Source organism: Serratia sp. CY38905 (genome assembly GCF_052168875.1).
GTDB lineage: Bacteria > Pseudomonadota > Gammaproteobacteria > Enterobacterales > Enterobacteriaceae > Serratia > Serratia sarumanii.
Genome location: NZ_JBJNLV010000001.1, coordinates 1,150,054 through 1,173,841 on the forward strand (window position 1 = coordinate 1,150,054; position 23,788 = coordinate 1,173,841).

Genomic DNA, 23,788 nt, shown 5'->3' on the forward strand with positions numbered 1-23,788 from the left:
ATTCCCTTAACGCCAAGGAAGCTCAGGCTTCCTTGGCACCCCTGAAAATACGGATTTTCGCCATGCATTGCACCCACTTCCCCAACGCCCCCCTCGGCCTGAAACCGCTGACGCCGGGTCGCCAGGGCAGCCTGCGGCTGATCGCTTTTCCCCACGCCGGCGCCGGAGCCACTGCCTTTCAGCGATGGAGCCCCACGTTGCATCAGGACATCGAACTCTATGCCGTGCAATACCCCGGTCGAGAGGAGCGGGCGCACGAAGCGCCGCTCTGCCAACCCCAATCGCTCATCAATCAACTGATACCGGCACTGCAGCCACTGCAGGATAAACCGCTGATCTTTTTCGGCCACAGTCTTGGCGGACGGGTTGCGCTGGCGTTAGCGATGGCGCTGCCCCAACCGCCGCTGCAGTTGATCATTTCCGCCAGTTCATCGCCCTTTCTTGCGCGCCACAGCCAGTTGCTGAGGATGCCTCGTGCCGCTTTGCTGAATGCGCTTTGTGCCGGCGAGGGCCTGGATGAGTCTCTCATCGGCGACAGCGCGCTGGTCGATTACTATCTGCCGCTGATCCGTGCCGATCTGTTGCTGTCCAGCCAATTGCTTTTCCCTGCGCAACCGGGTTACCACGCCCCGCTGGCGATGTTCTATGGTGAAAACGACGAGTTGATCGATCGGCAGGATTTGCTCGACTGGCGCCGGATCGCGCAAGGCGATTTTCAGCAGCGCACTTTTGCCGGCGGACATATGTATATCACCACGCAGCGCGAGGCAGTGATAGCCGGCGTTCACCAGTTGCTGGCGGGCCGCCTGAGCGAACCGGCCAGCCGGTAACACTCAGGCGTTTTCACGCTCAGGCAACGCCAAACGGCGCTCGTTGTGCACCACCCGCCACGCCAACAGCAGCACGCACAGGCTGCAGAGCGACAGCACGGCGCCCAGGTGCTGCGACAGCCCGGCCAGCACCAAGCCACCGCCAAGCATCAGGTAATACATCAGGCCAAGGATCGCGCCGGCGGTGCCCATGCAGTCTTTATAATGCCGCAGCGCGCGCGCCAGAATATTGGGAATGGCGATGCCGTACGCCATCACCACCAGCATCATCGGCAGAACGAACCACAAGCTCCCTTCCAGCAGCAGTACCAGCAGGCCGCCGGCCAGTGATAAAACGCAGGCCAGCATCAGCAACGCGGGGAACAGCCAGTGTTTGCCGATCAAAAACTTGTTGATCGCCGCGCCGATACCGACCCCGGCCGCCAACACCAAACCGGTATAACCGAACCACTGCGCCGGCAGTTCCAACGCCGCGAAGTGGAATGGCGCCAGCTGGTAATAGCTGAACATGCAAATATTGAACAACGCCACCAGCAGCGCACTGAGCCAAATATCCCCGTCCTTGATCATCCGCCCCAGCGTGCCGAAAAATGAATGCCTCACCACCTGTTGCGGACGCGTCTCCGGCAGTTGCCAACCGGCATAGCCCAGCAACAGCGCCGCCAACAGCGCCAAACCGCCAAACACCCCCTGATAGCCCCAATAGTGAGTCAGCACTGCGCCGCTCAATACGCCAACCGCCGGGCTGATCGCCATGGCGATCCCCATCACCGAGAACACCCGCGCCAACTCATAACCGTCGAAGCGATCGCGAATCGCCGTTTGCGTCCCGACCGAACCGACCGCCGCGCCAAAGGCGGCCAGCACCCGCGCCGCCAGCAGCACGCTGAAGCTGCCGCTGAACAGTGCGACGATAGAAGCCAGCAGATAGAGCGTCAGCCCGGCCAAAATGGTGGGACGGCGTCCGATAACGTCGCACATCCGCCCCCAAACCACCACGCCCAGCGCAAAGGCGAAAAAGTAGCAAGAGAGCGTTTGCGCCGCCATTTCCGCACTTACCCGGAAACCGTGCGCAATGTGCGTCAATGCCGGGCTGTAGATGGTCTCCACCACCTGGGGAAACATCATCATCGACGTCGCCAATGTCAGAGTCAGCTTACGTTGCATAACAGATCCTGTAGCCAAGAATAAGCTGCACAAGGTAGCATCTGCTCCCCGGCGCCGATTACAATATAAAAGACAATAAATTTACAAAATCGGACATACTATGGCGTGGCTTCAGGCGCAGGACAGTTTTAATCCGGATACGCTCGACAACGGCGTGCTCGGGATCGCCGCCGAACTGGCGCAGCACGACTCTGGCACGCATTGGCATGACAGAGGCCAGTTGCTGTTCTGTCAGCAAGGCAGCATGCGTATCACGCTCAACCAAAGCATCTGTATGCTACCGCCGGGCAGAGTTGCCTGGATCCCGCCGCAAGTGGCTCACCGCGTTCAGGTCAACGGCGTAGTCGGTTACCGTTCGCTTTATCTCGACGCCGATCGCTATGCCTGTCTGCCTGCGCAGCTTGCCGTACTGACAGCCTCGCCGCTGCTGCGCGAGGTGTTGGAACGCATCGCGTTCGCCGCATTCGACACCGACTGGCAGCATGGGCCTCACGCCAATATTCTGGCGGTCTGCCTGGACGAGATCGCCGCCGCGCCGCGCGAACTGACGTTGCTGCCGCTGCCCAGCGACCGGCGCCTGCGCCATCTGGCCAATCTGGACATGCTTCCGCCGCTGCACGAGCTATCGCGCTACAGCGGCGCTTCCGAGAAAACCATCAGCCGGATTTTCCGCCGTGAAACCGGCCTCAGTTATCAACAGTGGCGTCAGCAATGGCGCCTGATCAAAGCAATAGAGATGCTGGCCGCAGGGCTGAGCCAATCCGACGTCGCCGGTCGGCTGGCGTTTTCCAGCGACAGCGCCTTCGCCACTTTTTTCAAGAATATGGTGGGCTGCCCGCCGAGGGCGTATATGGAGAGAAGAAAGTAAGAGGCCGTCTAAAACGGCAACGCCGACAGAATGCGTTGATGGGGAGGAAAAAAGCGACGGCGGGAACGGCGCCCCCGCGACAAGCGAGAAACGCCGTTCCGCTACGCCCTTATCGATAGACGATCTCGCCCTTCGGCTCGTAGGCCGCCGCATCCAGCGGTGAATGTTTCTCGATGTACTGCTTCAACACCTCGGCGTCGATAAAACCGGTGTTGACGTAGCTCGGCAGCCCGTCCAGCTTCGGATAACCGTCGCCGCCCAGCGCGTTGAAGTTCAGCGTCGCCATGCGGTAGGTTTTATCCGCCTGCAGCGGCTGGCCGTTGATCTTCACCTCGCTGACGCCCTTGCCGTCCGCCACCAGGCTGACGTTGGCGAACTGGGCGTAGGCGCCGGAATCCGGCTTCATGTTGGCCACCACCGCCAGGTACTGCTCAACCTCGCTGCCTTTCATATCGACATGCACCAGGGTGTTGCCGAACGGCTGTACCTTGAGCACGTTCTTATAGGTGATATCGCCGCTTTCAATCGAATCGCGCACCCCGCCGCCGCTCATCACCGCGAAGTCGGCATCGGCGCGCTCCCTCTGCGCCGCCAGCATCACCCGCGCCAGGTTGGTCTGCACGAAGCGCACCTTGCTGCGATCGCCCTCCAGCTTGCCGTTAACGCTGCCGATCTTCACGCCCAACTGCGCCTTGCCCTTCTCCTGGAACGGCGTCAGCAGTTTCATCATAGCCGGGTCTTCCGCGATCTGCTGGGTGTAGTACACCCGCTCGCTGGTGCCGTCCGCCTTCTCCACCTTCTTCTTCAGGTTTACCGGGATCAGCTGATAATGCACCAGCTTCAGCTCGCCGTTGCGGAATTCGAAGTCGGCGCGGCCCACGTATTTGCCCCACTCGTGCGCCTGCACGATCCAGGTGCCGTTCTGGCGATCCGGCGAGCACGGCGTGCCCGGCACGTAATCTGCCTGTTTGCGGTTGTCGCCGGCCATGCACACCGGATCCTGCGAGTGGCCGCCGACAATCATGTCGAGATACCCGGCCGGCAGGCTGCGCGCCATTTCCACGTCGCCCGGCGCGTTCGAGCCGTGTTCGCCGTTGTCGTAGTGCCCCATATGGGTGGCGGCGATAATCACGTCCGGCTTCTCGTCCTTGCGCAGTTGCTCCACCACCTGCTTCGCCTCCTGCGCCGGCACGCGGAACTCCATGTCGGTGAAGTACTCCGGGTTGCCTATCTTGGCGGTGTCGTCGGTCGTCAGGCCGATCACGGCAATCTTGATGCCCTGCTTGTCGAACAAGGCGTAAGGCTTGAACAGGCGCTGGCCGGTGCTTTTCTGATAGATATTGGCGGACAGCAGCGGGAAGGTCGCCCATTTTTCCTGCTGCCGCAGCACGCTCAGCGGGTTGTCGAATTCATGGTTGCCGATCGCCATCGCGTCGTAACCCACCAGGTTCATGCCGCGGAAGTCCGGCTCGGCGTCCTGCAAATCCGATTCCGGCACGCCGGTGTTGATATCGCCGCCGGACAGCAACAGCAGGCTGCCGCCCTGCGCCGCCACTTCCTGACGAATGCCGTCCACCAACGTTTTCTGCGCGCCCAGGCCGTATTCGCCATGATCGTTCTGCCAGAAGTGACCGTGATGGTCGTTGGTATGCAGAATGGTGATGGCGTAGGTCTTATCCTTTTCCCAGGCACTGGCGGCCCCCGACAGCAACGTCAGGGAAACGGCCAACGCACATGCGGTGGTTTTCAGCGAAAAACGCATGGCGGATCTCCGTGTATTAAATGGCTTTTATGATGAGGGCGAAATTGTAGCGCGAATCAATGACAGCTGATTTCAAATTTTTGCGATGTGAGTCTGATTATTTCAGATATGGTAAAAATTGCGCACCCTGCCTAAGATGTCTTCTCTGTGCTCAACAACTTATCAGGCTAATAATAATATGACCGACAGTAGCCAAAGCGCGATGCCGCCCGCCAAGGGCAGTGCGGTGAAAGGCACCGCCTTCTCCATCCTCGGCGCCATCAGCGTGTCTCACCTGCTCAACGATATGATCCAATCGCTGATCCTGGCGATTTACCCGATCCTGCAAGCCGATTTTCACCTCAGCTTCGTGCAGATCGGCATGATCACCCTGACCTATCAGCTGACGGCCTCGCTGCTGCAGCCGCTGATTGGTTATTACACCGATAAACACCCGCAGCCTTATTCGCTGCCGATCGGCATGGGCTTTACCCTGTCCGGCCTGCTGCTGCTGTCGGTGGCGAGCACCTTCCCGCTGGTGCTGCTGGCGGCGGCGCTGGTGGGCACCGGCTCATCGGTGTTCCACCCGGAATCCTCGCGCGTGGCACGCATGGCCTCCGGCGGGCGGCACGGCCTGGCGCAGTCGCTGTTCCAGGTCGGCGGCAACTTCGGCAGCTCGCTAGGCCCGCTGCTGGCTGCGCTGATCATCGCGCCTTACGGCAAGGGTAACGTCGCCTGGTTCACGCTGGCGGCGCTGCTGGCGATCGTGGTGTTGCTGCAGGTCAGCAAGTGGTATCAACATCAGCACCGGGCAACTAAAGGGCAGCCGAAAAGCCCATCAACGCTGAAACCGCTGCCAAAACGTACCGTAGTCTACTCGCTGGGCATCCTGCTGGTGCTGATTTTCTCTAAATACTTCTATCTGGCCAGCATCAGCAGCTATTACACCTTTTATCTGATACATAAATTCGGCGTTTCGGTGCAGAATGCGCAAATTCACCTGTTCGCCTTCCTGTTCGCGGTGGCGGCAGGCACCATTATCGGCGGGCCTCTCGGCGACAAGATAGGGCGAAAATACGTTATTTGGGGTTCTATTCTCGGCGCTGCGCCGTTTACCCTTGTTTTACCCTATGCATCGCTCTATTGGACCGGCATTTTAACGGTGATTATCGGGGTTATTCTCGCCTCGGCGTTTTCCGCCATTTTGGTCTACGCCCAGGAGCTGATCCCCGGCAAGGTGGGCATGGTTTCCGGCTTATTCTTCGGTTTTGCTTTCGGTATGGGCGGATTAGGCGCGGCAGTTCTTGGTTATGTCGCGGATTTGACCAGTATCGAACTAGTCTACCAAATCTGTGCTTTCCTGCCGCTGATCGGCATTATCACCGCACTGCTGCCCAATATGGAGCATAAACCGCAATAACCCCGCGACTAGCCCGGATGAAATTACTTATTCGTCCGGGTTATCTTACGGATAAATCAATGTTATTTTCCATATCTGGCACAAAACCCCCTCATTGCCGCGCCTTAAGTGAAATCCTCTGCCTTTTTACAAAAAAGGCCAAATTAGCCAAGCAAGTCGTGCACAAATGCAATAAACTAAATGTATCTTTTCGTAACTTTGTTGCGTTTCTCCCGTGCCGCGATGCATAGCCAGAAGGAGTATGGATGCATAATTCAACACCGCTCATTACCACCATCGTCGGAGGGTTAGTACTCGCCTTCCTCCTCGGCATGCTGGCGAACCGCCTGCGCATCTCCCCTCTGGTGGGGTATCTGGCCGCAGGCGTGCTCGCCGGCCCGTTCACCCCCGGTTTCGTCGCCGATACCTCATTGGCGCCGGAACTGGCGGAAATCGGCGTTATCCTGTTGATGTTCGGTGTTGGCCTGCACTTCTCTTTGAAAGACCTCCTCGCAGTAAAATCTATCGCCATTCCCGGCGCCGTAGCGCAAATAGCCGTCGCCACCCTGCTCGGCATGGGGCTGTCCAAGCTGCTCGGCTGGGATCTGATCTCCGGCCTGGTGTTCGGCCTCTGCCTCTCCACCGCCAGCACCGTGGTGCTGCTGCGCGCGCTGGAGGAGCGGCAGCTGATCGACAGCCAGCGCGGGCAAATCGCCATCGGCTGGCTGATCGTCGAAGATTTGGCGATGGTGCTGACGCTGGTATTGCTGCCGGCCTTCGGCAACATGCTGGGCAACGACAACGCCAGCAGCAGCCAGCTGCTGATGGAGCTGGCGCTGACCATCGGTAAGGTCATCGCCTTTATCGCGCTGATGATCGTGGTCGGCCGCCGGCTGGTGCCGTGGATCCTGTCAAAAACCGCCAGCACCGGCTCGCGCGAGCTGTTCACCCTGGCGGTATTGGCGCTGGCGCTCGGCATCGCCTACGGCGCGGTGAAGCTGTTCGACGTCTCCTTCGCGCTGGGCGCTTTCTTCGCCGGCATGGTGCTGAACGAGTCCGAACTGAGCCACCGCGCGGCGCACGACACCCTGCCGCTGCGCGACGCATTCGCAGTGCTGTTCTTCGTCTCGGTCGGCATGCTGTTCGATCCGATGATCGTGATTAACGAACCGCTGGCGGTGCTGGCGACGCTGGCGATCATCGTGTTCGGCAAATCCGCCGCCGCGTTCCTGCTGGTGAAAATGTTCGGTCACTCCAAGCGCACCGCGCTGACCATTTCCGCCAGCCTGGCGCAAATCGGCGAGTTCGCCTTTATTCTGGCGGGCCTCGGCATTGCGCTCGGCATGATGTCGGAACACGGCCGCAATCTGGTACTGGCCGGCGCCATTCTGTCCATCATGCTCAATCCGCTGTTGTTCACCCTGCTGGAACGCTATCTGGCCAAGACCGAAACCATCGAAGACCAAATCCTCGAAGAGGCGGTGGAAGAAGAGAAGCAAATCCCGGTGGATATGTGCAATCACGCGCTGGTGGTCGGCTATGGCCGCGTCGGCAGCCTGCTGGGCGGCAAACTGGCCGAAGCGGGCATCCCGCTGGTGGTGATCGAGAACTCCCGCCCGCGGGTGGAAGCGCTGCGCGAACAGGGCATCAAGACGGTGCTGGGCAATGCCGCCAATCCGGAAGTGATGGATCTGGCGCGGCTCGACTGCGCGCGCTGGCTGCTGCTGACCATCCCCAACGGCTATGAGGCCGGCGAGATCGTCGCCTCGGCGCGCGCCAAGCGGCCGAATATCGAGATCATTGCCCGCGCCCACTACGACGACGAGGTGGCCTACATCACCGATCGCGGCGCCAACCAGGTGGTGATGGGCGAACGGGAGATCGCCAACAGCATGCTGAACATCCTGCAGCTGGACACCCTGAGCGAAGAAGAAAAAATGGGCGGCTGCCCTATCTGAAGCGCCACGCGCGCAAAAAAAGGTCCGGCATGCCGGACCTTTTCTTTTTCAGCGGGTTAACGCTCCCAGTAAGACTCTTCCAGGCTGTCTTCCCGCTCCGGCAGGCCGCGAGTGAGGCGCGGCGAATGCTGGTTCAACACCTGGTAGCTGACGCGGTTGGCATATTTGCACACCTGCGCCAGGGAGGAGTAAGTCAGGTAGCTGCGCACGTGCTTGCTGGAGTTCGGCACGTTGTGGCGGTGATAGCCGTTGGCGGCGATATCGTGCAGCAACGCCGACAGCGCGCCGTCGCCGGCGCCGTTGGTGTTCATGATCTTCTCCGGCCCGCCCATATACGGTGCGATGTGCGAATAAACGCGCAGCGGATTTTCACAGTGTTCGCGGCGCATGGCGCGGCTGAATTCGTAGCGGTTGAACTCGGCGATATGCCCCGGCAGCAGCGGGTGCTGGGTCTGGCGCTTGTTGGCCTCTTCGGTGTAGCCCGCCATATACAGGCCGTTCGGCCCGGCGGTGCACAGCACCAGATCCACCCACTCCAGCGCCATGTCCGAGGCGGTCAGCGGATCGCTCAGCCCGGTCAGCTCCAACGCTTCGTCTTCGTTCATCGCCAGAATCGTCACGTTTTCCTTCAGGAAGTCGCGCCACCACTGCGGGTTGTCGGCAATGACGTACTTGGTGCCCAGCGTCAACACCACCGGCACGTCGTGCTTTTTGGCGTATTCGATCGCCTGCAGGGTGGCAGCCTTCATCGGCTCGCCTTCCTTACAGCGCACCAGATAAGAGCTCAGCACCAGCGCCGACGCGCCGGCGATCACTTCTTCAGGAATGCTTTCCGGGCGCAGCTGGTTCATTTGGCCCGGGTTGATGGCGAAGGTGCGCTCGCCGCTTTCGCCAATCAGCGTGAAACAGCGGCCGATGGCGCCGTCTACGCCCTGCAGATAGTTGAGATCGGTACGGCTGGAGGTATTGCACAGGTAACGGTAGGCGTAGCTGCCGATTTTCACGTTGCTGCACATCACGCCGAGCAGCACCGAGCGATCGTCCGCCAGCACCGAATAGTTGTGCATGGTATTGCCGATGGTGCCGCCGGCGAACTGATGGGTAACCAGGTTGTTTTCATTCAGTTCCTGATACAGCGCCTCGGCGACGTCGTCTTCGATCACCAGAGAGTGGCCCAGGCTCAGGCCGTAGCGCTGGACAAAAGCGTCGTCCACCTTCGCCTCGATATCCACCAGCGTCTGGTCGATGCCGACGATATACGAGGTGCTGATTTCACTTTCGGGCTGGGCCTGCTGCAGAAGCGGATCGCGGGCGCTCACCGGGAAATAGTGTTTGGACTTGCGTTTACCAGGAAATTTCATGTGATTGGCGGTGGTGGCGGTTTAACAAGCGGAGAATGTTAACACATTCCCGCCCGATCACGATGATTCTAATATACAGATTATTGATGATTAGAGGCGCTGCGCCACCAGCTGCTGCATCATATCGATATGCGCCGGCTCGTCGTTCAACGCAGAGATATACTCAAACTTCTCGCCGCCGGCCTCGAGGAAGATCTCGCGGTTCTGCTCCTTGATCTCTTCCAACGTTTCCAGGCAGTCCGCCGAGAAACCCGGGCAAATCAGCTGAATGTGCTTCACGCCCTGCGCCGGCAGCCCCTTCAGGGTCTCATCGGTGTACGGCGTCAGCCACGGCTCGCGGCCGAAGCGCGATTGGTACGTCATCATCACTCGCTCCGGCGCCAGCGGCAATGTGGCGCTCAGCGCTCGCAGCGTATCCTCGCAGCGCTGCGGGTAGTCGTCGCCCAGGCGTGCATAGCGTTTGGGGATGCCGTGGAACGACAGCACCAACCGATCCGGCTGGCCATGCTCGGCGAACGAGCGCTCCACGCTTTGCTGCAGCGCGGCGATGTAGGCCGGGTGTTCGGCGTAATCGCGGATGAAGGCCACAGAAGGCAAGCGGCGATAGCCTTTCAGCACCCGCGCTACGCCATCCCATACCGCCGCGCTGGTGGAACAGGAATATTGCGGATAGAGCGGCAGCACCACCAGGTTGGTCACGCCCTGCGCCAGCAGCTTGTCGATGGCTTCCGCCAGGCTCGGCGAGCCGTAGCTCATGCCCAGCTCCACCGGCGTATTCGGCATGCGCGCCGCCAGCGCCCGCTGTTGGCGGCGGCTGTACACCAGCAGCGGTGAGCCTTCTTCCATCCACACCGACTGATAGAGCTTCGCCACGCGCGGCGAACGGATCGGCAAGATCGCGCCGTTGAGGATCGGCCACCAGATCAGCGGCGCCGTGTCGACCACGCGATCGTCACTGAGGAATTCCTTCAGATAGCGTTTGACCGCCGACGAGGTCGGCGCATCTGGCGTGCCCAGGTTCACCAGCAATACGCCGTGTTTCTCTTGCTTCATCTCAGTTCCCCTCATTTCCTTTCCGGCCGGCATTCCGTTCTGGGTCGGGATGTCAGCAGCCATTAATGCCGGCTATTGTAACGGAAAAGTCGTGCATCGAAACCGATAACAGCAACAGGCTATGCCTGTGGGCCTCCCCCTTGCGCCAGTCGCCACACCGCCGCCACGTTGCGCGCCGTCACCTGCAGATTGCGATCGGCCCCCGCCAGCGCTTCTTCCAGCGTCACGATGCCATCGAGCACCGAAAACGCCGCGTCGATGCCGTGTTGATGCACCACCTGGTAATCCGGCGTCAGGCTGCCGGCGATGGCGATCACCGGCACGCCGTGGCGCTTGGCCACCCGCGCCACGCCGATCGGCGTTTTGCCGTGGATCGACTGGCTGTCCAGCCGGCCTTCCCCGGTGATCACCAGATCGGCATCGCGCACCGCCTCATCCAGGCGCAGGGTTTCGGTGACGATCTCGATGCCCGGCCGCAAGCGCGCGTTGAGCATGCCGAGCAGCGCCGCCCCCATGCCGCCCGCCGCGCCCGCCCCTGGCTGGGTGAGCACCGCGCGGCCGGTTTCCCGTTCCAGCAGCTCGCCATAGTGATGCAGCGCCGCATCGAGCTGCGCCACCATCTCCGGCGTCGCTCCCTTCTGCGGCCCGAACACCGCCGAGGCGCCCTTTTCGCCGCACAGCGGGTTATCGACGTCGCAGGCGGCGGTCACGCTCACCCGTTGCCAACGCGCATCCAGCCCGGCGAGATCGAGATGCGCCAGCTGCGCCAGCGCCGCTCCGCCCGCCGGCAGCGGCCGGCGTGCCTTATCCAGCAACTTCACGCCCAGCGCCTGCATCATCCCGGCGCCGCCGTCGTTGGTGGCGCTGCCGCCGATGCCGAGAATGACCGCCTTCACGCCGCGTTCCAACGCCGCCAGCATCAGTTCGCCGGTGCCGTAGCTGGTGGTGATGCGCGGATCGCGCCGGCCGGGCGGCGCCAGGTGCAGCCCTGAGGCGGCGGCCATTTCAATCACCGCGGTTTCGCCGTCGCCCAGCAGGCCATAGAACCCCTGCACCGGCTCCCCCAGCGGCCCGGTGACCGTCACCTGGACGATTTCACCGCCGGTGGCCGCCACCATCGACTCCACCGTGCCTTCGCCGCCGTCCGCCATCGGCAGCTTCACGTAGTGCGCCTGCGGGTAAATTTGGCGGAACCCCCGCTCGATGGCGTCGGCGACGCCGAGCGCGCTCAGGCTCTCTTTGAAAGAATCCGGGGCAATAACCACTTTTTTCAGCGTTTTCATCACTGTTCCTTATCCCGCCAGGTTAAATACGCCAAACATCAGCGCCGAGATTGCCGCAATGGTGAACCCCACCAGCGTTTCGTACGGCAGCAGCTTCAGCCGCTCGTGCACCGCCATATTGACGCTGCCGCCGGTGGCGTGGAAGAAGCTGCCGTGCGGCAGGTGATCCAGCACCGTGGCGCCCGCATGGATCATCGCAGCGCCGGCCAACCCGCTCACGCCCAGCTCAAGCAGCGTGGAGCTGAACACCCCGGAAGCCACGGCGGTGCCGGCGGTGGTCGACGCGGTCGCCATCGACATCAGCGCGCCAGACAGCGGCGCCAGCAGCCAGGCCGGTAGCCCGGTATGCGTTAAGCCGTTAATCAAGACATCCTTCAGCGCCGAGTTGGCGATAATGCCCGCCAGCGTGCCGGTGCCGAGCAGCATGATCGCCACCGGCGCCATGCGCGACAGGCCGGAGACCATAAACTGATTGCACTGGCGGATGCGCCCCATCAGCAGCGCGCCCGCCAAGCCGCCGGCCGGCAGCGCGATCAGCGGATCGACGGCGATGCCGGCGATCGGCCGCAGCGACAGCAGCAGGATCGCCACCAGCGGCGCGCTGATCGCCGCGGCGAAGCCCGGCCGCGCCCCTTCGGCATGCTGAGTCAGCTCTTCGGCCATCACTTTGCTGCCTTTATCGCTCAGGCGGCGCGCCAGCAGATAGGCCACCACCAGGCCGCACAGCCCCGGCACGATGCCGGCCATCATCACCGAGGTGAGCGGCACGTGGAAATTGTCCGCCGCCGCGATGGTGTTCGGGTTGGGCGACATCACGTTGCCGGCCTTGCCGCCGCCGATCATCGCCAGCAGGATCGCCGCGCGCGAAATGCCGGCCTTTTGGGCTATCGACAGCGCGATCGGCGCGACGGTGATCACCGCCACGTCGATAAACACCCCTACCGCCGTCAGGATCAGTGTAGCCACCGCCAGCGCCAGCAGCGCGCGGGTTTCGCCCACCTTGCGCACGATGGTTTCGGCGATGGTGTGCGCCGCGCCGGATTCGATCAGCACCCCGGCCAGCACCCCCGCCGCCAGGATGCGCATCACGGCGTTGGTGATGCCCTGCGCCCCGCCGATCATCAGCGTTACGGTCTGCACCAGATCGGCGCCGCCGCACAGCCCGCCCGCCAGCGCGCCGGCGATCATGCCGTAAGCCGGCGGCACCTTGCGTAGAATCAGGACGATGGCGACGGCTAACGCCACCAGCGCCCCCAGAGTGGATACGGTTGTCATTGTTGTTTTCTCCGTGGTTGATGTGCAGGCCAACATATCCCGCGCGCCCGGCGTTGGCCTGAGGGGAAACAACAAAAAATCGCCGGGGGAACGGCGTGGAATTTGTGGGTTGGCACAACTCAGTCGTGCATCAGCATGCCGATATATAACCGCAGAGCGTCGGTTAATTGGTTGATTTTCATGCCGGTTATCGCTTCGATACGCTGCAGGCGATAGCGCAGGGTATTGACGTGGATATGCAGCTGTGCGGCGGTCTGCGTCTGATCACAATTCTGCGAAAAATAGTGGCGCAGCGTGCCGCGCAGCACGCCTTTTTCGTCCTGTTCGCCCAGCGTCCGCCAGGGGCGACCCAGCTCCTGCGCGCGCCAATCCTCCCCCAGATCGCACAACAGCGACGGCAGCGGGTAGTCGTGGTAGAACAGCGTGGCGTGACGCAGTTTCAGGCGCTGCGCCATCGCCTGAGTGGCGCGCGCCGTCAGGCTGGAACGATAGGCGCTTTGCGGATCGTCATAAAAACCGCCGACGATCAGCCGCACCCGGAAGCGGTGTTTGAGTTGGTTTTGCAAACGCTGGGCCTGTTGGCGCTCCAGCTTCAGGCTCCATTCGCCCTGCACCATGCAGGCCGGGCGCAGCAGGGTCATTTCATTGAAGCCGGTAATGGCGATCAACGCGTCGCGCTGGGTGGCCTCCAGCTCCGCCAGCAGCTCGCGCAGCAGGTGCGGCTGCGCCTCTTGCAGCTCGACGATCCACACGATGCGCGCCTGGCGCAGATCCAACCCCAAATACGCCGCCATCGCCGCCAGCGACGCGGTGTTCGGCTGGGGCTGCAGCAGCTGGTTCGCCAGCTCTTCCCGGTAGCGTTTTTCCCACTGGTGCTGATCCAGCAGCGCCGCCTGCTCCACCATCATCTCCGCCGCCATCTTCACCAGCTCGGCGTAGGCGCGCACCTCGGCCGGTTCGCCGGAGATGCCGATCACCCCCACCCGCTGGTTGCGAAAGCTGAACGGCAGGTTGATGCCGGGCCGCACGCCCTTCAGATGTTCGGCGGTGGCGCGGTCGATTTCCACCACCCGATTTTCCGCCAGCGCCAGCACGGCGCCTTCATGGCGCTGGAACAGGCGCTGCGGGTTGCCGGAGGCGATGATCACGCCGTTGCTGTCCATCACGTTGACGGAATGGCTGATGATGCCCATCGCCCGCTGGACGATCTGGCGCGCGGTGGCTTCCGCCAGAAGATTGGTTTGTCTGAGCATGCCCGCTCCCTGCTGAGGGTGAAAACGCAGGCTTGTTATACGCTATTTGGCGCGGGCGATTAACGGGCACGGCCGCAACAAGCCGCCGCGATCACAATTTGGCGGGAAAACGGCAAAAAAAAACGCCGGGCCACAGGCCCGGCGTCATGCACAACGTGCTTGCGATCAACCGAGGATGGTCGCCAGCTCTGCGCTCACTTCGGCCACCTTGCGGGTGCCGTCGATTTTGCGGTATTGGGTGTTGCCCGCCGCCGCTTCTTTGCTGTAGTAAGAGATCAGCGGCGCGGTCATCTGATGATACTCCACCAGGCGCTTGCGCACGGTCTCTTCCTGATCGTCCTTGCGCGTGGTCAGCTCTTCGCCGGTCACGTCGTCTTTACCTTCCACCTGCGGCGGGTTGAACTTCACGTGGTATACGCGGCCGGACGGCGCGTGCACGCGGCGGCCAACGATGCGGTCAACGATCAGCTCGTCCGGCACGTCGAACTCCAGCACGAAGTCCACGTTGATGCCGGCTTCTTTCATCGCGTCAGCCTGCGGAATGGTGCGTGGGAAACCGTCCAGCAGGAAGCCCTTGCGGCAATCTTCCTGAGCGATGCGCTCTTTGACCAGCGCGATCACCAGCTCATCGGTCACCAGCTTGCCGGCGTCCATGATCTCTTTCGCCTGCTTGCCCAGTTCACTGCCGGCCTTCACGGCTGCGCGCAACATATCACCGGTGGAGATTTGCGGAATGCCGTATTTCTCCATGATGAATTGAGCCTGAGTACCTTTACCAGCGCCCGGAGCGCCCAGCAGAATGATACGCATTGCGTAAATCCCCTTGCTATGTAGTTTTTATAAAATTGCGAAAACGCTCAACGATACCATTTCAGGGGGGGCAGGCTCAAGGCGCGCGAAGGAAATCGATTGCGGAATGTGCAAAAAAACGGACGAGCAAAAAGCGAGAAAAGGCGGGGAAAAATCGGCAATGCGCCCCTAACGGTGCCGTTAAGGGCGCATATTTTCAGTTTCAGGCGGACAGCAACTTGTTCATGCGACGGATGAACAGGTTCGGATCTTCCAGCGTGCCGCGTTCAGCCAGCAGAGCCTGATCCAATAACAGGTCGATCCATTCGGCGAAATGTTCGTTATCGCCCACATCGGATGCGCGTTTGACCAACGCATGCTCCGGATTAAGCTCGAAAATGTACTTCACTTCCGGCGCCTGCTGGCCGGCGGCGGCGAACAGCTTGGCCATCTGGGTGCTCATTTCGTCGGCGTCGGTCACCACGATCGCCGGCGTATCGGTCAGGCGGTGCGTCAGGCGCACATCCTTCACGCGCTCGCCCAGCAGGGTTTTCACGCGTTCGATGAACGGCTCCAGCTGCTTCTCGGCGGCCTTCTGCTCTTCGGTTTCATCCGCCAGTTTGTCCAGCGTTTCATCCGCTTTGCTGACCGACTGGAACGGCTTGCCGTCGAATTCGGTCAGATAGCTCATCATCCACTCGTCGATGCGATCGGACAGTAACAGCACTTCGATGCCTTTCTTGCGGAACAGCTCCAGGTGCGGGCTGCTCTTGGCGGCGGCGTAGCTGTCGGCGGTGATGTAGTAAATCTTCTCCTGCCCTTCCGCCATGCGGCCGACGTACTCTTCCAGCGACACGGTCTGCGCCGAGCTGTCGCCGTGGGTGGAGGCAAAGCGCAGCAGCTTGGCGATCGCTTCCTGGTTGCCGTGGTCTTCCGCCGGGCCCTCTTTCAGCACCAGACCGAACTGCTGCCAGAATTTCTGGTAGCCTTCGGCGTCATCTTTGGCCAGCTTATCCAGCATTTGCAGCACGCGCTTGGTCAGCGCGCCGCGCAGGTTTTGCGTCACGCGGCTGTCTTGCAGGATCTCGCGCGACACGTTCAGCGGCAGATCGTTGGAGTCGATCAGGCCACGCACGAAGCGCAGGTAGTTCGGCATGAACTGCTCGGCGTCGTCCATGATGAACACGCGCTGCACGTACAGCTTCAGGCCATGCTTGTGATCGCGGTTCCACATGTCCCACGGCGCCTGCGCCGGGATATACAGCAGGCTGGTGTACTCCTGCTTGCCTTCTACCCGGTTGTGGCTCCAGCTCAGCGGATCGGTGAAGTCGTGGGCGATGTGCTTGTAGAACTCTTTGTACTCTTCGTCGGTCACGTCCGCCTTGCTGCGGGTCCACAGGGCCTGCGCCTTGTTGATCTTCTCCCAGGTGACGGTGTCGTCTTCTTCGTTTTTGCTTTCGATCTCTACCGGCAAGGCGATGTGATCGGAATATTTGCCGATCACCGAGCGCAGGCGCCAGGCGTCGAGGTACTCATCTTCGCCTTCGCGCAGATGCAGGGTGATTTCGGTGCCGCGCGTCTCTTTGGTGATGTCGGCGATGGTGTAGTCGCCTTCGCCGGCGGACTCCCAGAACACGCCTTCGTCATCGGCGGCGCCGGCGGCGCGGGTGCGCACGGTCACTTTGTCCGCCACGATGAACGCCGAGTAGAAACCGACGCCGAACTGGCCGATCAGCTGGCTGTCTTTCGCCTGGTCGGAACCGATGGATTCCAGGAACGCTTTGGTGCCGGACTTGGCGATGGTGCCGAGGTTTTCGATCACTTCTTCGCGGCGCATGCCGATGCCGTTGTCGGCGATGGTCAGGGTGCGCTGCTCTTTATCGAAGGACAAGCGGACGCGCAGCTCGCCGTCGCCGGCGTACAGCTCTGGCGCGGACAGGGCGCGGAAACGCAGCTTGTCGGCGGCGTCAGAGGCGTTGGAAATCAGCTCGCGCAGGAAAATTTCTTTGTTGGAGTACAGCGAATGGATCATCAAATGAAGCAGCTGTTTTACTTCAGACTGGAACCCGCGGGTTTCTTGACCTTTCATACTCATTGATTACCTCAAAAGACAATGGCTACCAAAATCGAACAATAAGGATCAGATGAGGGTCAGGGTCTTGTTTTTCAAGCGGACGGCGGGAGATTTTTGGCAAAAAAATGACGGGGCCGAACGGCCCCATCCGGGAAAACATCAGAACTTGATGGCATGGCGCCCGGCCAGCGAATGCGACAGCGTGGTGCCGTCGACCATCTCCAGCTCGCCGCCCACCGGCACGCCGTGGGCGATGCGGCTGGCGAGCACACCATACTGGCCGCACATCTCGGCGATATAGTTGGCGGTCGCTTCCCCTTCCACCGTCGGGTTGGTGGCGAGGATCACTTCGGTGATGCTCTCCTTTTCCAGCCGTTGCTCCAGGCGATCCAGACCGATATCGCCCGGCCCGATGCCGTCCAGCGGCGACAGATGCCCCATTAGCACAAAGTAGCGCCCGGCGAACTGGCCGGTCTGCTCGATGGCATGGATATCCGCCGGGCTTTCCACCACGCAAATCTGGCCGTTTTGCTGACGGCGCGGATTGGCGCAGATGGTGCAGACGTCCTGCTCGGTGAAGGTGCGGCAGTCGGCGCAGTGGCCGATTTCCGACATCGCGCGCGTCAACGCCTGCGCCAGGCGCATGCCGCCGCTGCGATCGCGCTGCAGCAGCTGAAACGCCATGCGCTGCGCCGATTTCGGGCCGACGCCCGGCAGGCAGCGCAGCGCCTCCATCAGGGATTCAAGGAGCGGGCTGGTTTGCATCAGAACGGCATCTTGAAGCCAGGCGGCAACTGCATGCCGCTGGAGACGGAGGCCATCTTCTCTTTCTGGGTCTCTTCGATGCGGCGCGCGGCGTCGTTGAACGCGGCGGCGATCAGATCTTCCAGCATCTCTTTGTCGTCTTCCATCAGGCTAGGATCGATCTCCACGCGGCGGCAGTTGTGCGCACCGTTGATGGTGACCTTCACCAGGCCCGCGCCAGACTCGCCGGTCACTTCCAATTTGGCGACTTCTTCCTGCATCTGCTGCATTTTTTCTTGCATTTGCTGGGCTTGCTTCATCAGGTTGCCCAGACCGCCTTTACCAAACATAGTCGTCTCTCGTCGCTAGGGCCGCGCACCTCGCGCGGCGTTTAAAGGGGGCGGATACTCTCTTCATCCAGATCCGCGTCGAAGAACCGGCACAGCGTCTGAATATGGGTATCCGCAACGATGGACTGGCGCGCCTGCGCCAGCTTTTCTTCATAGATGGCTTGTCGCCATTCCAGCGGGGTGCGCTCCGCCGGATTATCGTCCTCTATCACGGTCAGCTCGATCGGGCTGCCGTACAGCTCGCCGAGCGCTTCGGCCAGCGTCTTCTGCGCCGAAGGCGAATTCAGATGACGCTGCGAAGACCGCAGATGGAGGCAAATCTTGCCCGCTTCCGGCTGCTGCTTGAAGGCGTTCAACGCCAGCTGCTGCACCAGTTTCGGGATCTTCAGCCTGTCGATTTCCGCCGCCCAGGCGTCGCGCTCCAGCGACTCCACCACCAGCTTGGCGGCCAGCTCCGGCGTTTTCTCGTGCTCCAACGCCGTGCGCAACGCTTTCGGCGTCGCCAGCGGTTCCGGTGCCGCTTCCGGCTCGGTCTGCGCGCGCCAGCGATAGGCTTCCGGCTTGGCCGGTTTTTCCGGCACCTTCTTCTCCGCCAGACGCTGCTGGCTACGCTCGGTCACGGAAGCCAAACGCCCCAGCGCCGAGTTTGCCGGCCGCGCTATTCCTGGCGCCGCCGGCTCATTCTTTTTTGGTGTGGATGCTCCCTGCTGCCGCTGCAGCTGGGACCGCGCTTTCAACAGCTGGGCGGTGGCATCCGGTAATGGGGTCGATGATTGCCGCGACGGCGCGGCCGGCTGCCCTAGCGGCGGCGGCACGTCCTGAAACTGCGGCGGCTGTTGCGATGCGGCGGCCTGCGGCTGCGCCATCGGCGCCGGCGCGGTCTGCACCAACGCCACCGGCTCCGGGATCACCGCTTTCGGGTGAAACGCCAGCGCGCGCAGCAGGGTCATCTCAACCCCCATGCGGCGATCCGGCGCATAGGCCAGCTCTTTGCGGCCGACCAACAGCGTCTGGTAGTAAAGTTGCACATCGGCCGGCGGCAGGGTGCGCGCCAGCTCGCGCAGCCGTTGTTCCACGGCGGCGTACTGATTGTCGAGCATCGAAGGCAGCAGCTGCACCATCGCAATGCGGTGCAGCAGCGCCAGCGTCTCCACCAGCAGGTTTTCCCAGTCCACGCCGCGCGAAGCGGCCTGTGCGACCTGAGCCATCACCTTTTCGCCGTCGGCGCTGACCAGCGCTTCGAGGATCGCCAGCGGCTGTTCGTCATCGAGCGTGCCGAGCATCTGGCTGACGGTGGCGGCGGTCACCTGCCCCTGCCCCATGGCGATCGCCTGATCGGTCAGGCTCAGCGCATCGCGCATGCTGCCGTCGGCGGCGCGCGCCAGCAGCTGCAGCGCGCGGGCGTCGCTGGTGATCTGCTCCGCCGTCAGCACCGTTTCCAGCTGCTGGCGGATCTGATCGACGTCCAGCGCCTTGAGGTGGAATTGCAGACAGCGCGAGAGAATGGTCACCGGCAGCTTTTGCGGATCGGTGGTGGCCAACAGGAATTTGACGTGCGGCGGCGGCTCTTCCAGCGTCTTGAGCAACGCGTTGAAGCTGTGGCGCGAGAGCATGTGCACTTCATCGATCAGGTAGACCTTGAAGCGGCCGCGCGCCGGCGCGTACTGAACGTTGTCCAGCAGATCGCGGGTATCTTCAACCTTGGTTCGGGAAGCGGCGTCGATCTCGATCAGATCGACGAAGCGCCCCTGCTCGATCTCGCGGCAGTTGTCGCATTGGCCGCACGGCGTGGCGGTGATGCCGGTTTCACAGTTCAGGCCTTTGGCCAGCAGGCGCGCGATGGTGGTTTTCCCCACGCCGCGCGTGCCCGAGAACAGATAGGCGTGATGGATCCGCCCCAGCGAGAGGCCGTTGGCCAGCGCGGTCAGGACATGTTCCTGGCCGACCACGTCTGCGAACGTTTGAGGGCGCCACTTACGGGCGAGAACCTGATAGCTCATTAATACCGGAGAAGTCGAGGAATCTGGAGGGTCATGCTAACACAGCCCCGCGGCGATCCGCGAGGCCGTTGTGCCCAAGGGGCGATGCCGCATCAATGGCCGGCGAAGTCCACCAGGCAGTAGCAGTCGATGCCCAGCTTGTTCAGACGCGCTTCCCCGCCCAGATCCGGCAGGTTGATGATGAATGCGGCGTCGTTCACTTCACCGCCCAGGCGGCGGATCAGTTTGGTGGTCGCTTCGATGGTGCCGCCGGTCGCCAGCAGATCGTCCACCACCAGCACTTTGTCACCCGCGGTGATGGCGTCGGTGTGGATCTCCAGCTTGTCGGTGCCGTACTCCAGCTCATAGCTTTCGCTGAGCGTGGCGCGCGGCAGTTTGCCCGGTTTGCGCACCGGCACGAAACCGACGCCCAACGCCAGCGCGACGGGCGCGCCGAACAGGAAACCACGCGCTTCGGTACCCACCACCTTGGTCACGCCCGCTTCGCGATAGCGCTCAACCAACAGCTCGATGCTGGCGGCGTAGGCCAACGGGTTTTCCAGCAGGCTGGTCACGTCGCGGAACAGGATGCCCGGCTTCGGATAATCCGGGATGGTTTTGATACTGTCTTTAATAAACTGAAGCTGCTGCGCAGTAGCGGTCATAATTGTTGCCTGATAAAACTGCCTGAAAACCGGCGCGCCGCTCACCCGCCGCCGCCGGGTGAAACACACCGGAGATGAAATGGCAGGCGATCCGCGCACGAAAACGCCCAAATCTATGCAAACTGGCGGACAAATGCAACTCTCCCCTGCATCTTTCAACCCGCAGCGTTGTTGACTGCACGCATTCCCCCCGGTCACTTACCTAAGTAAGCTCCCGGGGATGCCTGCGTTTGTCGTCTAGCTGCGGCTTGAAAGCTATTGGGGAGTTTAAGGGACAATCAGCGCTGTTTTTGTTGCGGCAGGTCAATAACCGGCAGGCGCAGCATAAAGGTCAGCAAAATGACCAGCATCAGCAGCAACAGCCCGCGCACCCACCAAATTTTCACCAGCCACAGCGAACAGGCGAAGGTGAGCACGATCACCAGCACCGCCTTCCACTTCGCTCCCGGCGGCAGCGCGCGATGCTGTTGCCAGTGGCGCAGGTAGGGGCCGAACCAGGAGCGGTGCAGCAGCCAGTGATGAAAGCGCGGCGAAGAGCGGGCGAAACACCAGGCGGCCAACAGCAGAAACGGCGTGGTCGGCAACAGCGGCAGCACCACGCCCAACGTCGCCAGCACCACCGCCAGCCAGCCCAAAATGATCAATAACCCACGCGTCATGCGGCTCTTCGCTCCTCAATCGGTTGCCGCCTACTGTAGCATCGGCGCCGCGCCGGCGGAATATGCGTGCAGCGCTTGTTTCACGGCAGGATCGCGGGCAAGCTTACGCCTGTTGAAATCAAGAGGGAGCTTATGTGAGCACTCAGCGTCTATTACAGGTGTTGGCACAGCAGATCGCGGCGCTGGCGGCCGAAGTGACCCCGCGCGGCGACGTTCCGATCCCGCAGGCGCGCTTCGACGCCGCCCTGTTCGCCAACCGCGGCACGCGGCTGCGCGACTACCTGGCCGAGGTGGAGAAGAATTTCGCCCAGCTGCAAAGCGCCGCCAACGACAGCCGTACCAGCCAGGTGGCCTTTCTGGCCGAAAAACTGGTGGCTCAGATCGCCGCCCTGCAGCGCGAGTTGGCCACCCAGGCGCTGCGGCGCAAGAACCAGCCGAAAGAAGCCCCCGAGGCCGATCTGTACCACAAGCTGGCCGAGCATCAGGACTACGAACGCCGGCTGATCGCCATGATTCAGGATCGGGAAAGCCTGCTTGGCCGCCAGACCTCGCTGGCGGCGCAGCAAAAGCTGCAGCACGAGCTGGCGGCGCTGGAGGGGCGCCTGATGCGCTGCCGCCAGGCGCTGGCGCGCATCGAGCGCAATATCGAGCGCAAAGAAAACGGTTTTTGAAGATTTATCACAATATTTTAATGATTATTCCCGGTTGCGCGCCGGGTTCACTATACTCTGCCGGTACGCGAGTTATTCATTCCATTAATTAAGCGCAGGTGCTATGTCTCTGGAAAACGCCTCACCCGAACTGCAGCTGGCGGTAGACTTGATTTACCTGCTGGAATGCAACGAGATCGATCCGGCCACCGCGCTGGCGGCGCTGGATATCGTCAAACGGGATTATCAGGAAAAACTGCAGCGCGCCGGCGTCACCTCCCCCTATCTGCCTGCCGGACAGTAATCAGGGACAGCGCCGCTGTCCCTTTCGTCTTTCAACGCTCATCAGCCCGCCGTCTGGCCGCCTTCGTCCGGCGAGCTGAGCGCGCAAATAATAAGGAAAAAAAAGCGTGTCGCGGCGGCGATGCGCCGACAAACGTGAGCGGCGCCAGAGAAGGCAGAATCAATCAGCGCTGCATGATTTAGCTTCGGATCGGTTAAGAAGCCTGAAGATTGTCACGGCCGCCGGCGGGCAACGAACAACAAAAGCGTTGCAGCTGATGGCCCGTTGCAGCGGAATCAGAAAGTCAGCACTTTTTCCGCCGCCAGCGTCCACTGCGCCAGCTCGACCAACGTACCGATCGCCACGCCGTCCGCCAGCGGCAAGCGGCTGACGCCGCGCGCGTCGGCACAGGTCTTGCACAGCTTGACCGGCACCTGCTGCGCGGTGAGGATCTCCAGCATCTGCTGCAGGTGGTATCCCTCGTGCGGCTGCTGCCCGGCCAGCCCGGCCACCACCGCATCGGACATCAGAAACAGCCGCAGGTCGAGACTGCTCTGCTGCTCTTTCATGGCGATGGCCAGCCGCAGCGCATTGAACAAGGATTCATGGCCATAGGCGGCGCCATTGGCGATGAGAACAATGGATGACATGAAATCTCTCCTTATAAAGGAAGGCGGTCGGCGTCAGGCGTCGCCGCGTCGGGTTTGAGGCGCAAGGTGGGGCAAAACTGCAGCATTTCCAAAAACGCGTCCACCAGCGCTTCGGCTTCGGCCCGCAGATCGAAACTTTCCGGCATAAACAGCCAGTTTTCCATCAGGCCGGTGATATAACCGCGCAGGATGATCGCCGCGCGGCGGGTATGTAAATCGGCGGGTAATTGCCCGTGGTGAATGCAGTTATACAGCACCGCTTCGATGCGTTCGTAGCCGGCGAGATACAGCACCTTGCGCGAATCCAGCAGCGGCATCATTTCACCGACAAACTCGCATTTGTGGAATATAATTTCCATCAACGCCCGCCTACGGCCGTCTTCAACCGTAGACGTCAGAATGTAAATCAGAATTTCTCGGATAACCCGCAGTGGATTATCGGGAAACTTTGCCTGATACTCTGTTTCGAGCTGGTCAATTTTCGGCTCGGTAGATTCCCAAACTTCATTAAACAGGTCTACCTTATTCTTGAAGTGCCAGTAAATGGCTCCACGCGTAACCCCGGCAGCGGTGGCAATATCTGTCAGTGACGTTGCAGCAACGCCACGTTCAGAGAACTCTCTCACCGCAGCATCAAGGATTTGCTGTCGGGTTTCTTGCGCCTGCTGTTTGGTTTTTCGTGCCATGGCATTGTTATTTAGGGGGAGTGTGATTTACATACATTCGCGAATGTATGTACCATAGCACGCACATATAA

Annotated in this window: 22 protein-coding genes and 1 other annotated feature; of the genes, 6 read left to right on the forward strand and 16 right to left on the reverse strand. The window is 61.5% G+C overall.

Features of this window, described 5'->3' with window-relative positions; all coding sequences use genetic code 11:
- The first annotated feature begins 32 nt into the window (after positions 1-32).
- Positions 33-830 (forward strand): thioesterase II family protein, encoded by a 798-nt coding sequence (locus ACJ8MK_RS05790; RefSeq protein WP_126171837.1) that lies wholly within the window; start codon positions 33-35, stop codon positions 828-830.
- Positions 831-833: 3 nt separating this feature from the next.
- On the opposite strand, the gene ACJ8MK_RS05795 is transcribed toward ACJ8MK_RS05790, so the two are convergent.
- Positions 834-1,997, reverse strand: a complete 1,164-nt coding sequence (locus ACJ8MK_RS05795) for a multidrug effflux MFS transporter (protein WP_047568972.1) — start codon at positions 1,995-1,997, stop codon at positions 834-836.
- 100 nt (positions 1,998-2,097) lie between these two features.
- On the opposite strand from ACJ8MK_RS05795, the gene ACJ8MK_RS05800 reads away from it, so the two are divergent.
- Positions 2,098-2,865 carry an AraC family transcriptional regulator gene (locus ACJ8MK_RS05800; RefSeq protein ID WP_033637359.1) on the forward strand — a complete coding sequence of 256 codons (768 nt, stop codon included), beginning with the start codon at positions 2,098-2,100 and terminating at the stop codon, positions 2,863-2,865.
- Positions 2,866-2,974: 109 nt separating this feature from the next.
- Here the strand turns inward: ACJ8MK_RS05800 and ushA are convergent, their stop codons facing one another.
- The gene (ushA, locus tag ACJ8MK_RS05805; protein WP_033653238.1) at positions 2,975-4,627 is read right to left on the reverse strand and encodes a bifunctional UDP-sugar hydrolase/5'-nucleotidase UshA; all 1,653 of its coding nucleotides are present in this window, start codon (positions 4,625-4,627) and stop codon (positions 2,975-2,977) included.
- A 178-nt stretch (positions 4,628-4,805) separates the two neighbouring features.
- Between ushA and ACJ8MK_RS05810 the strand changes: the two genes are divergently transcribed.
- Positions 4,806-6,026: an MFS transporter gene (locus ACJ8MK_RS05810; RefSeq protein ID WP_033637357.1), complete on the forward strand. Its 1,221-nt coding sequence runs from the start codon at positions 4,806-4,808 to the stop codon at positions 6,024-6,026.
- 245 nt (positions 6,027-6,271) lie between these two features.
- Complete coding sequence (gene ybaL, locus ACJ8MK_RS05815; protein ID WP_033637356.1) at positions 6,272-7,963, forward strand: YbaL family putative K(+) efflux transporter; 1,692 nt, start codon at positions 6,272-6,274, stop codon at positions 7,961-7,963.
- 56 nt (positions 7,964-8,019) lie between these two features.
- Here the strand turns inward: ybaL and ACJ8MK_RS05820 are convergent, their stop codons facing one another.
- From ACJ8MK_RS05820 to ACJ8MK_RS05875, 12 genes are all read right to left on the reverse strand, one after another.
- Positions 8,020-9,324 (reverse strand): inosine/guanosine kinase, encoded by a 1,305-nt coding sequence (locus tag ACJ8MK_RS05820; RefSeq protein ID WP_033647265.1) that lies wholly within the window; start codon positions 9,322-9,324, stop codon positions 8,020-8,022.
- Positions 9,325-9,414: 90 nt separating this feature from the next.
- Positions 9,415-10,377, reverse strand: coding sequence for a ferrochelatase (gene hemH, locus ACJ8MK_RS05825; protein ID WP_033637355.1), 963 nt, complete (start codon positions 10,375-10,377; stop codon positions 9,415-9,417).
- Between the two features lie 119 nt (positions 10,378-10,496).
- Complete coding sequence (locus tag ACJ8MK_RS05830) at positions 10,497-11,660, reverse strand: glycerate kinase (RefSeq protein WP_039566979.1); 1,164 nt, start codon at positions 11,658-11,660, stop codon at positions 10,497-10,499.
- A 9-nt stretch (positions 11,661-11,669) separates the two neighbouring features.
- Positions 11,670-12,935, reverse strand: coding sequence for a GntP family permease (locus tag ACJ8MK_RS05835; protein WP_015376868.1), 1,266 nt, complete (start codon positions 12,933-12,935; stop codon positions 11,670-11,672).
- A 119-nt stretch (positions 12,936-13,054) separates the two neighbouring features.
- Positions 13,055-14,188, reverse strand: coding sequence for a sugar diacid recognition domain-containing protein (locus ACJ8MK_RS05840; RefSeq protein ID WP_039566980.1), 1,134 nt, complete (start codon positions 14,186-14,188; stop codon positions 13,055-13,057).
- 165 nt (positions 14,189-14,353) lie between these two features.
- Entirely contained in the window at positions 14,354-14,998 is a 645-nt protein-coding gene (adk, locus tag ACJ8MK_RS05845) for an adenylate kinase (protein ID WP_004940261.1), read from the reverse strand.
- A gap of 202 nt (positions 14,999-15,200) precedes the next feature.
- The gene (htpG, locus tag ACJ8MK_RS05850; RefSeq protein ID WP_033637352.1) at positions 15,201-17,066 is read right to left on the reverse strand and encodes a molecular chaperone HtpG; all 1,866 of its coding nucleotides are present in this window, start codon (positions 17,064-17,066) and stop codon (positions 15,201-15,203) included.
- Between the two features lie 144 nt (positions 17,067-17,210).
- A complete protein-coding gene (gene recR, locus ACJ8MK_RS05855; RefSeq protein WP_004940263.1) occupies positions 17,211-17,816 on the reverse strand; it encodes a recombination mediator RecR in 606 nt (201 codons plus the stop codon).
- Positions 17,816-18,145, reverse strand: a complete 330-nt coding sequence (locus tag ACJ8MK_RS05860) for a YbaB/EbfC family nucleoid-associated protein (RefSeq protein WP_004940264.1) — start codon at positions 18,143-18,145, stop codon at positions 17,816-17,818. Before ACJ8MK_RS05860 ends, recR begins: the two co-directional genes overlap by 1 nt.
- A gap of 41 nt (positions 18,146-18,186) precedes the next feature.
- Positions 18,187-20,145, reverse strand: a complete 1,959-nt coding sequence (gene dnaX / locus ACJ8MK_RS05865; RefSeq protein ID WP_101427852.1) for a DNA polymerase III subunit gamma/tau — start codon at positions 20,143-20,145, stop codon at positions 18,187-18,189.
- Positions 18,790-18,854: a sequence feature (DnaX frameshifting element), on the reverse strand. Its footprint overlaps the gene before it by 65 nt.
- Before the next feature lie 92 nt (positions 20,146-20,237).
- On the reverse strand, positions 20,238-20,789 hold the full coding sequence (apt, locus tag ACJ8MK_RS05870) for an adenine phosphoribosyltransferase (protein WP_015376864.1): 552 nt from the start codon (positions 20,787-20,789) through the stop codon (positions 20,238-20,240).
- Positions 20,790-21,067: 278 nt separating this feature from the next.
- Positions 21,068-21,448 carry a DUF454 family protein gene (locus ACJ8MK_RS05875; RefSeq protein WP_041033683.1) on the reverse strand — a complete coding sequence of 127 codons (381 nt, stop codon included), beginning with the start codon at positions 21,446-21,448 and terminating at the stop codon, positions 21,068-21,070.
- 134 nt (positions 21,449-21,582) lie between these two features.
- Here ACJ8MK_RS05875 and priC point away from each other — a divergent pair, with 134 nt between their 5' ends.
- Positions 21,583-22,119: a primosomal replication protein gene (priC, locus tag ACJ8MK_RS05880; protein WP_334282329.1), complete on the forward strand. Its 537-nt coding sequence runs from the start codon at positions 21,583-21,585 to the stop codon at positions 22,117-22,119.
- A gap of 103 nt (positions 22,120-22,222) precedes the next feature.
- Positions 22,223-22,402 carry a pleiotropic regulatory protein RsmS gene (rsmS, locus tag ACJ8MK_RS05885; RefSeq protein ID WP_016928837.1) on the forward strand — a complete coding sequence of 60 codons (180 nt, stop codon included), beginning with the start codon at positions 22,223-22,225 and terminating at the stop codon, positions 22,400-22,402.
- A gap of 275 nt (positions 22,403-22,677) precedes the next feature.
- On the opposite strand, the gene ACJ8MK_RS05890 is transcribed toward rsmS, so the two are convergent.
- Complete coding sequence (locus ACJ8MK_RS05890; RefSeq protein WP_033647269.1) at positions 22,678-23,031, reverse strand: DsrE/DsrF/TusD sulfur relay family protein; 354 nt, start codon at positions 23,029-23,031, stop codon at positions 22,678-22,680.
- Positions 23,032-23,042: 11 nt separating this feature from the next.
- Positions 23,043-23,717 carry a multidrug efflux transporter transcriptional repressor AcrR gene (acrR, locus tag ACJ8MK_RS05895; RefSeq protein WP_033653243.1) on the reverse strand — a complete coding sequence of 225 codons (675 nt, stop codon included), beginning with the start codon at positions 23,715-23,717 and terminating at the stop codon, positions 23,043-23,045.
- Positions 23,718-23,788: the final 71 nt, after the last annotated feature.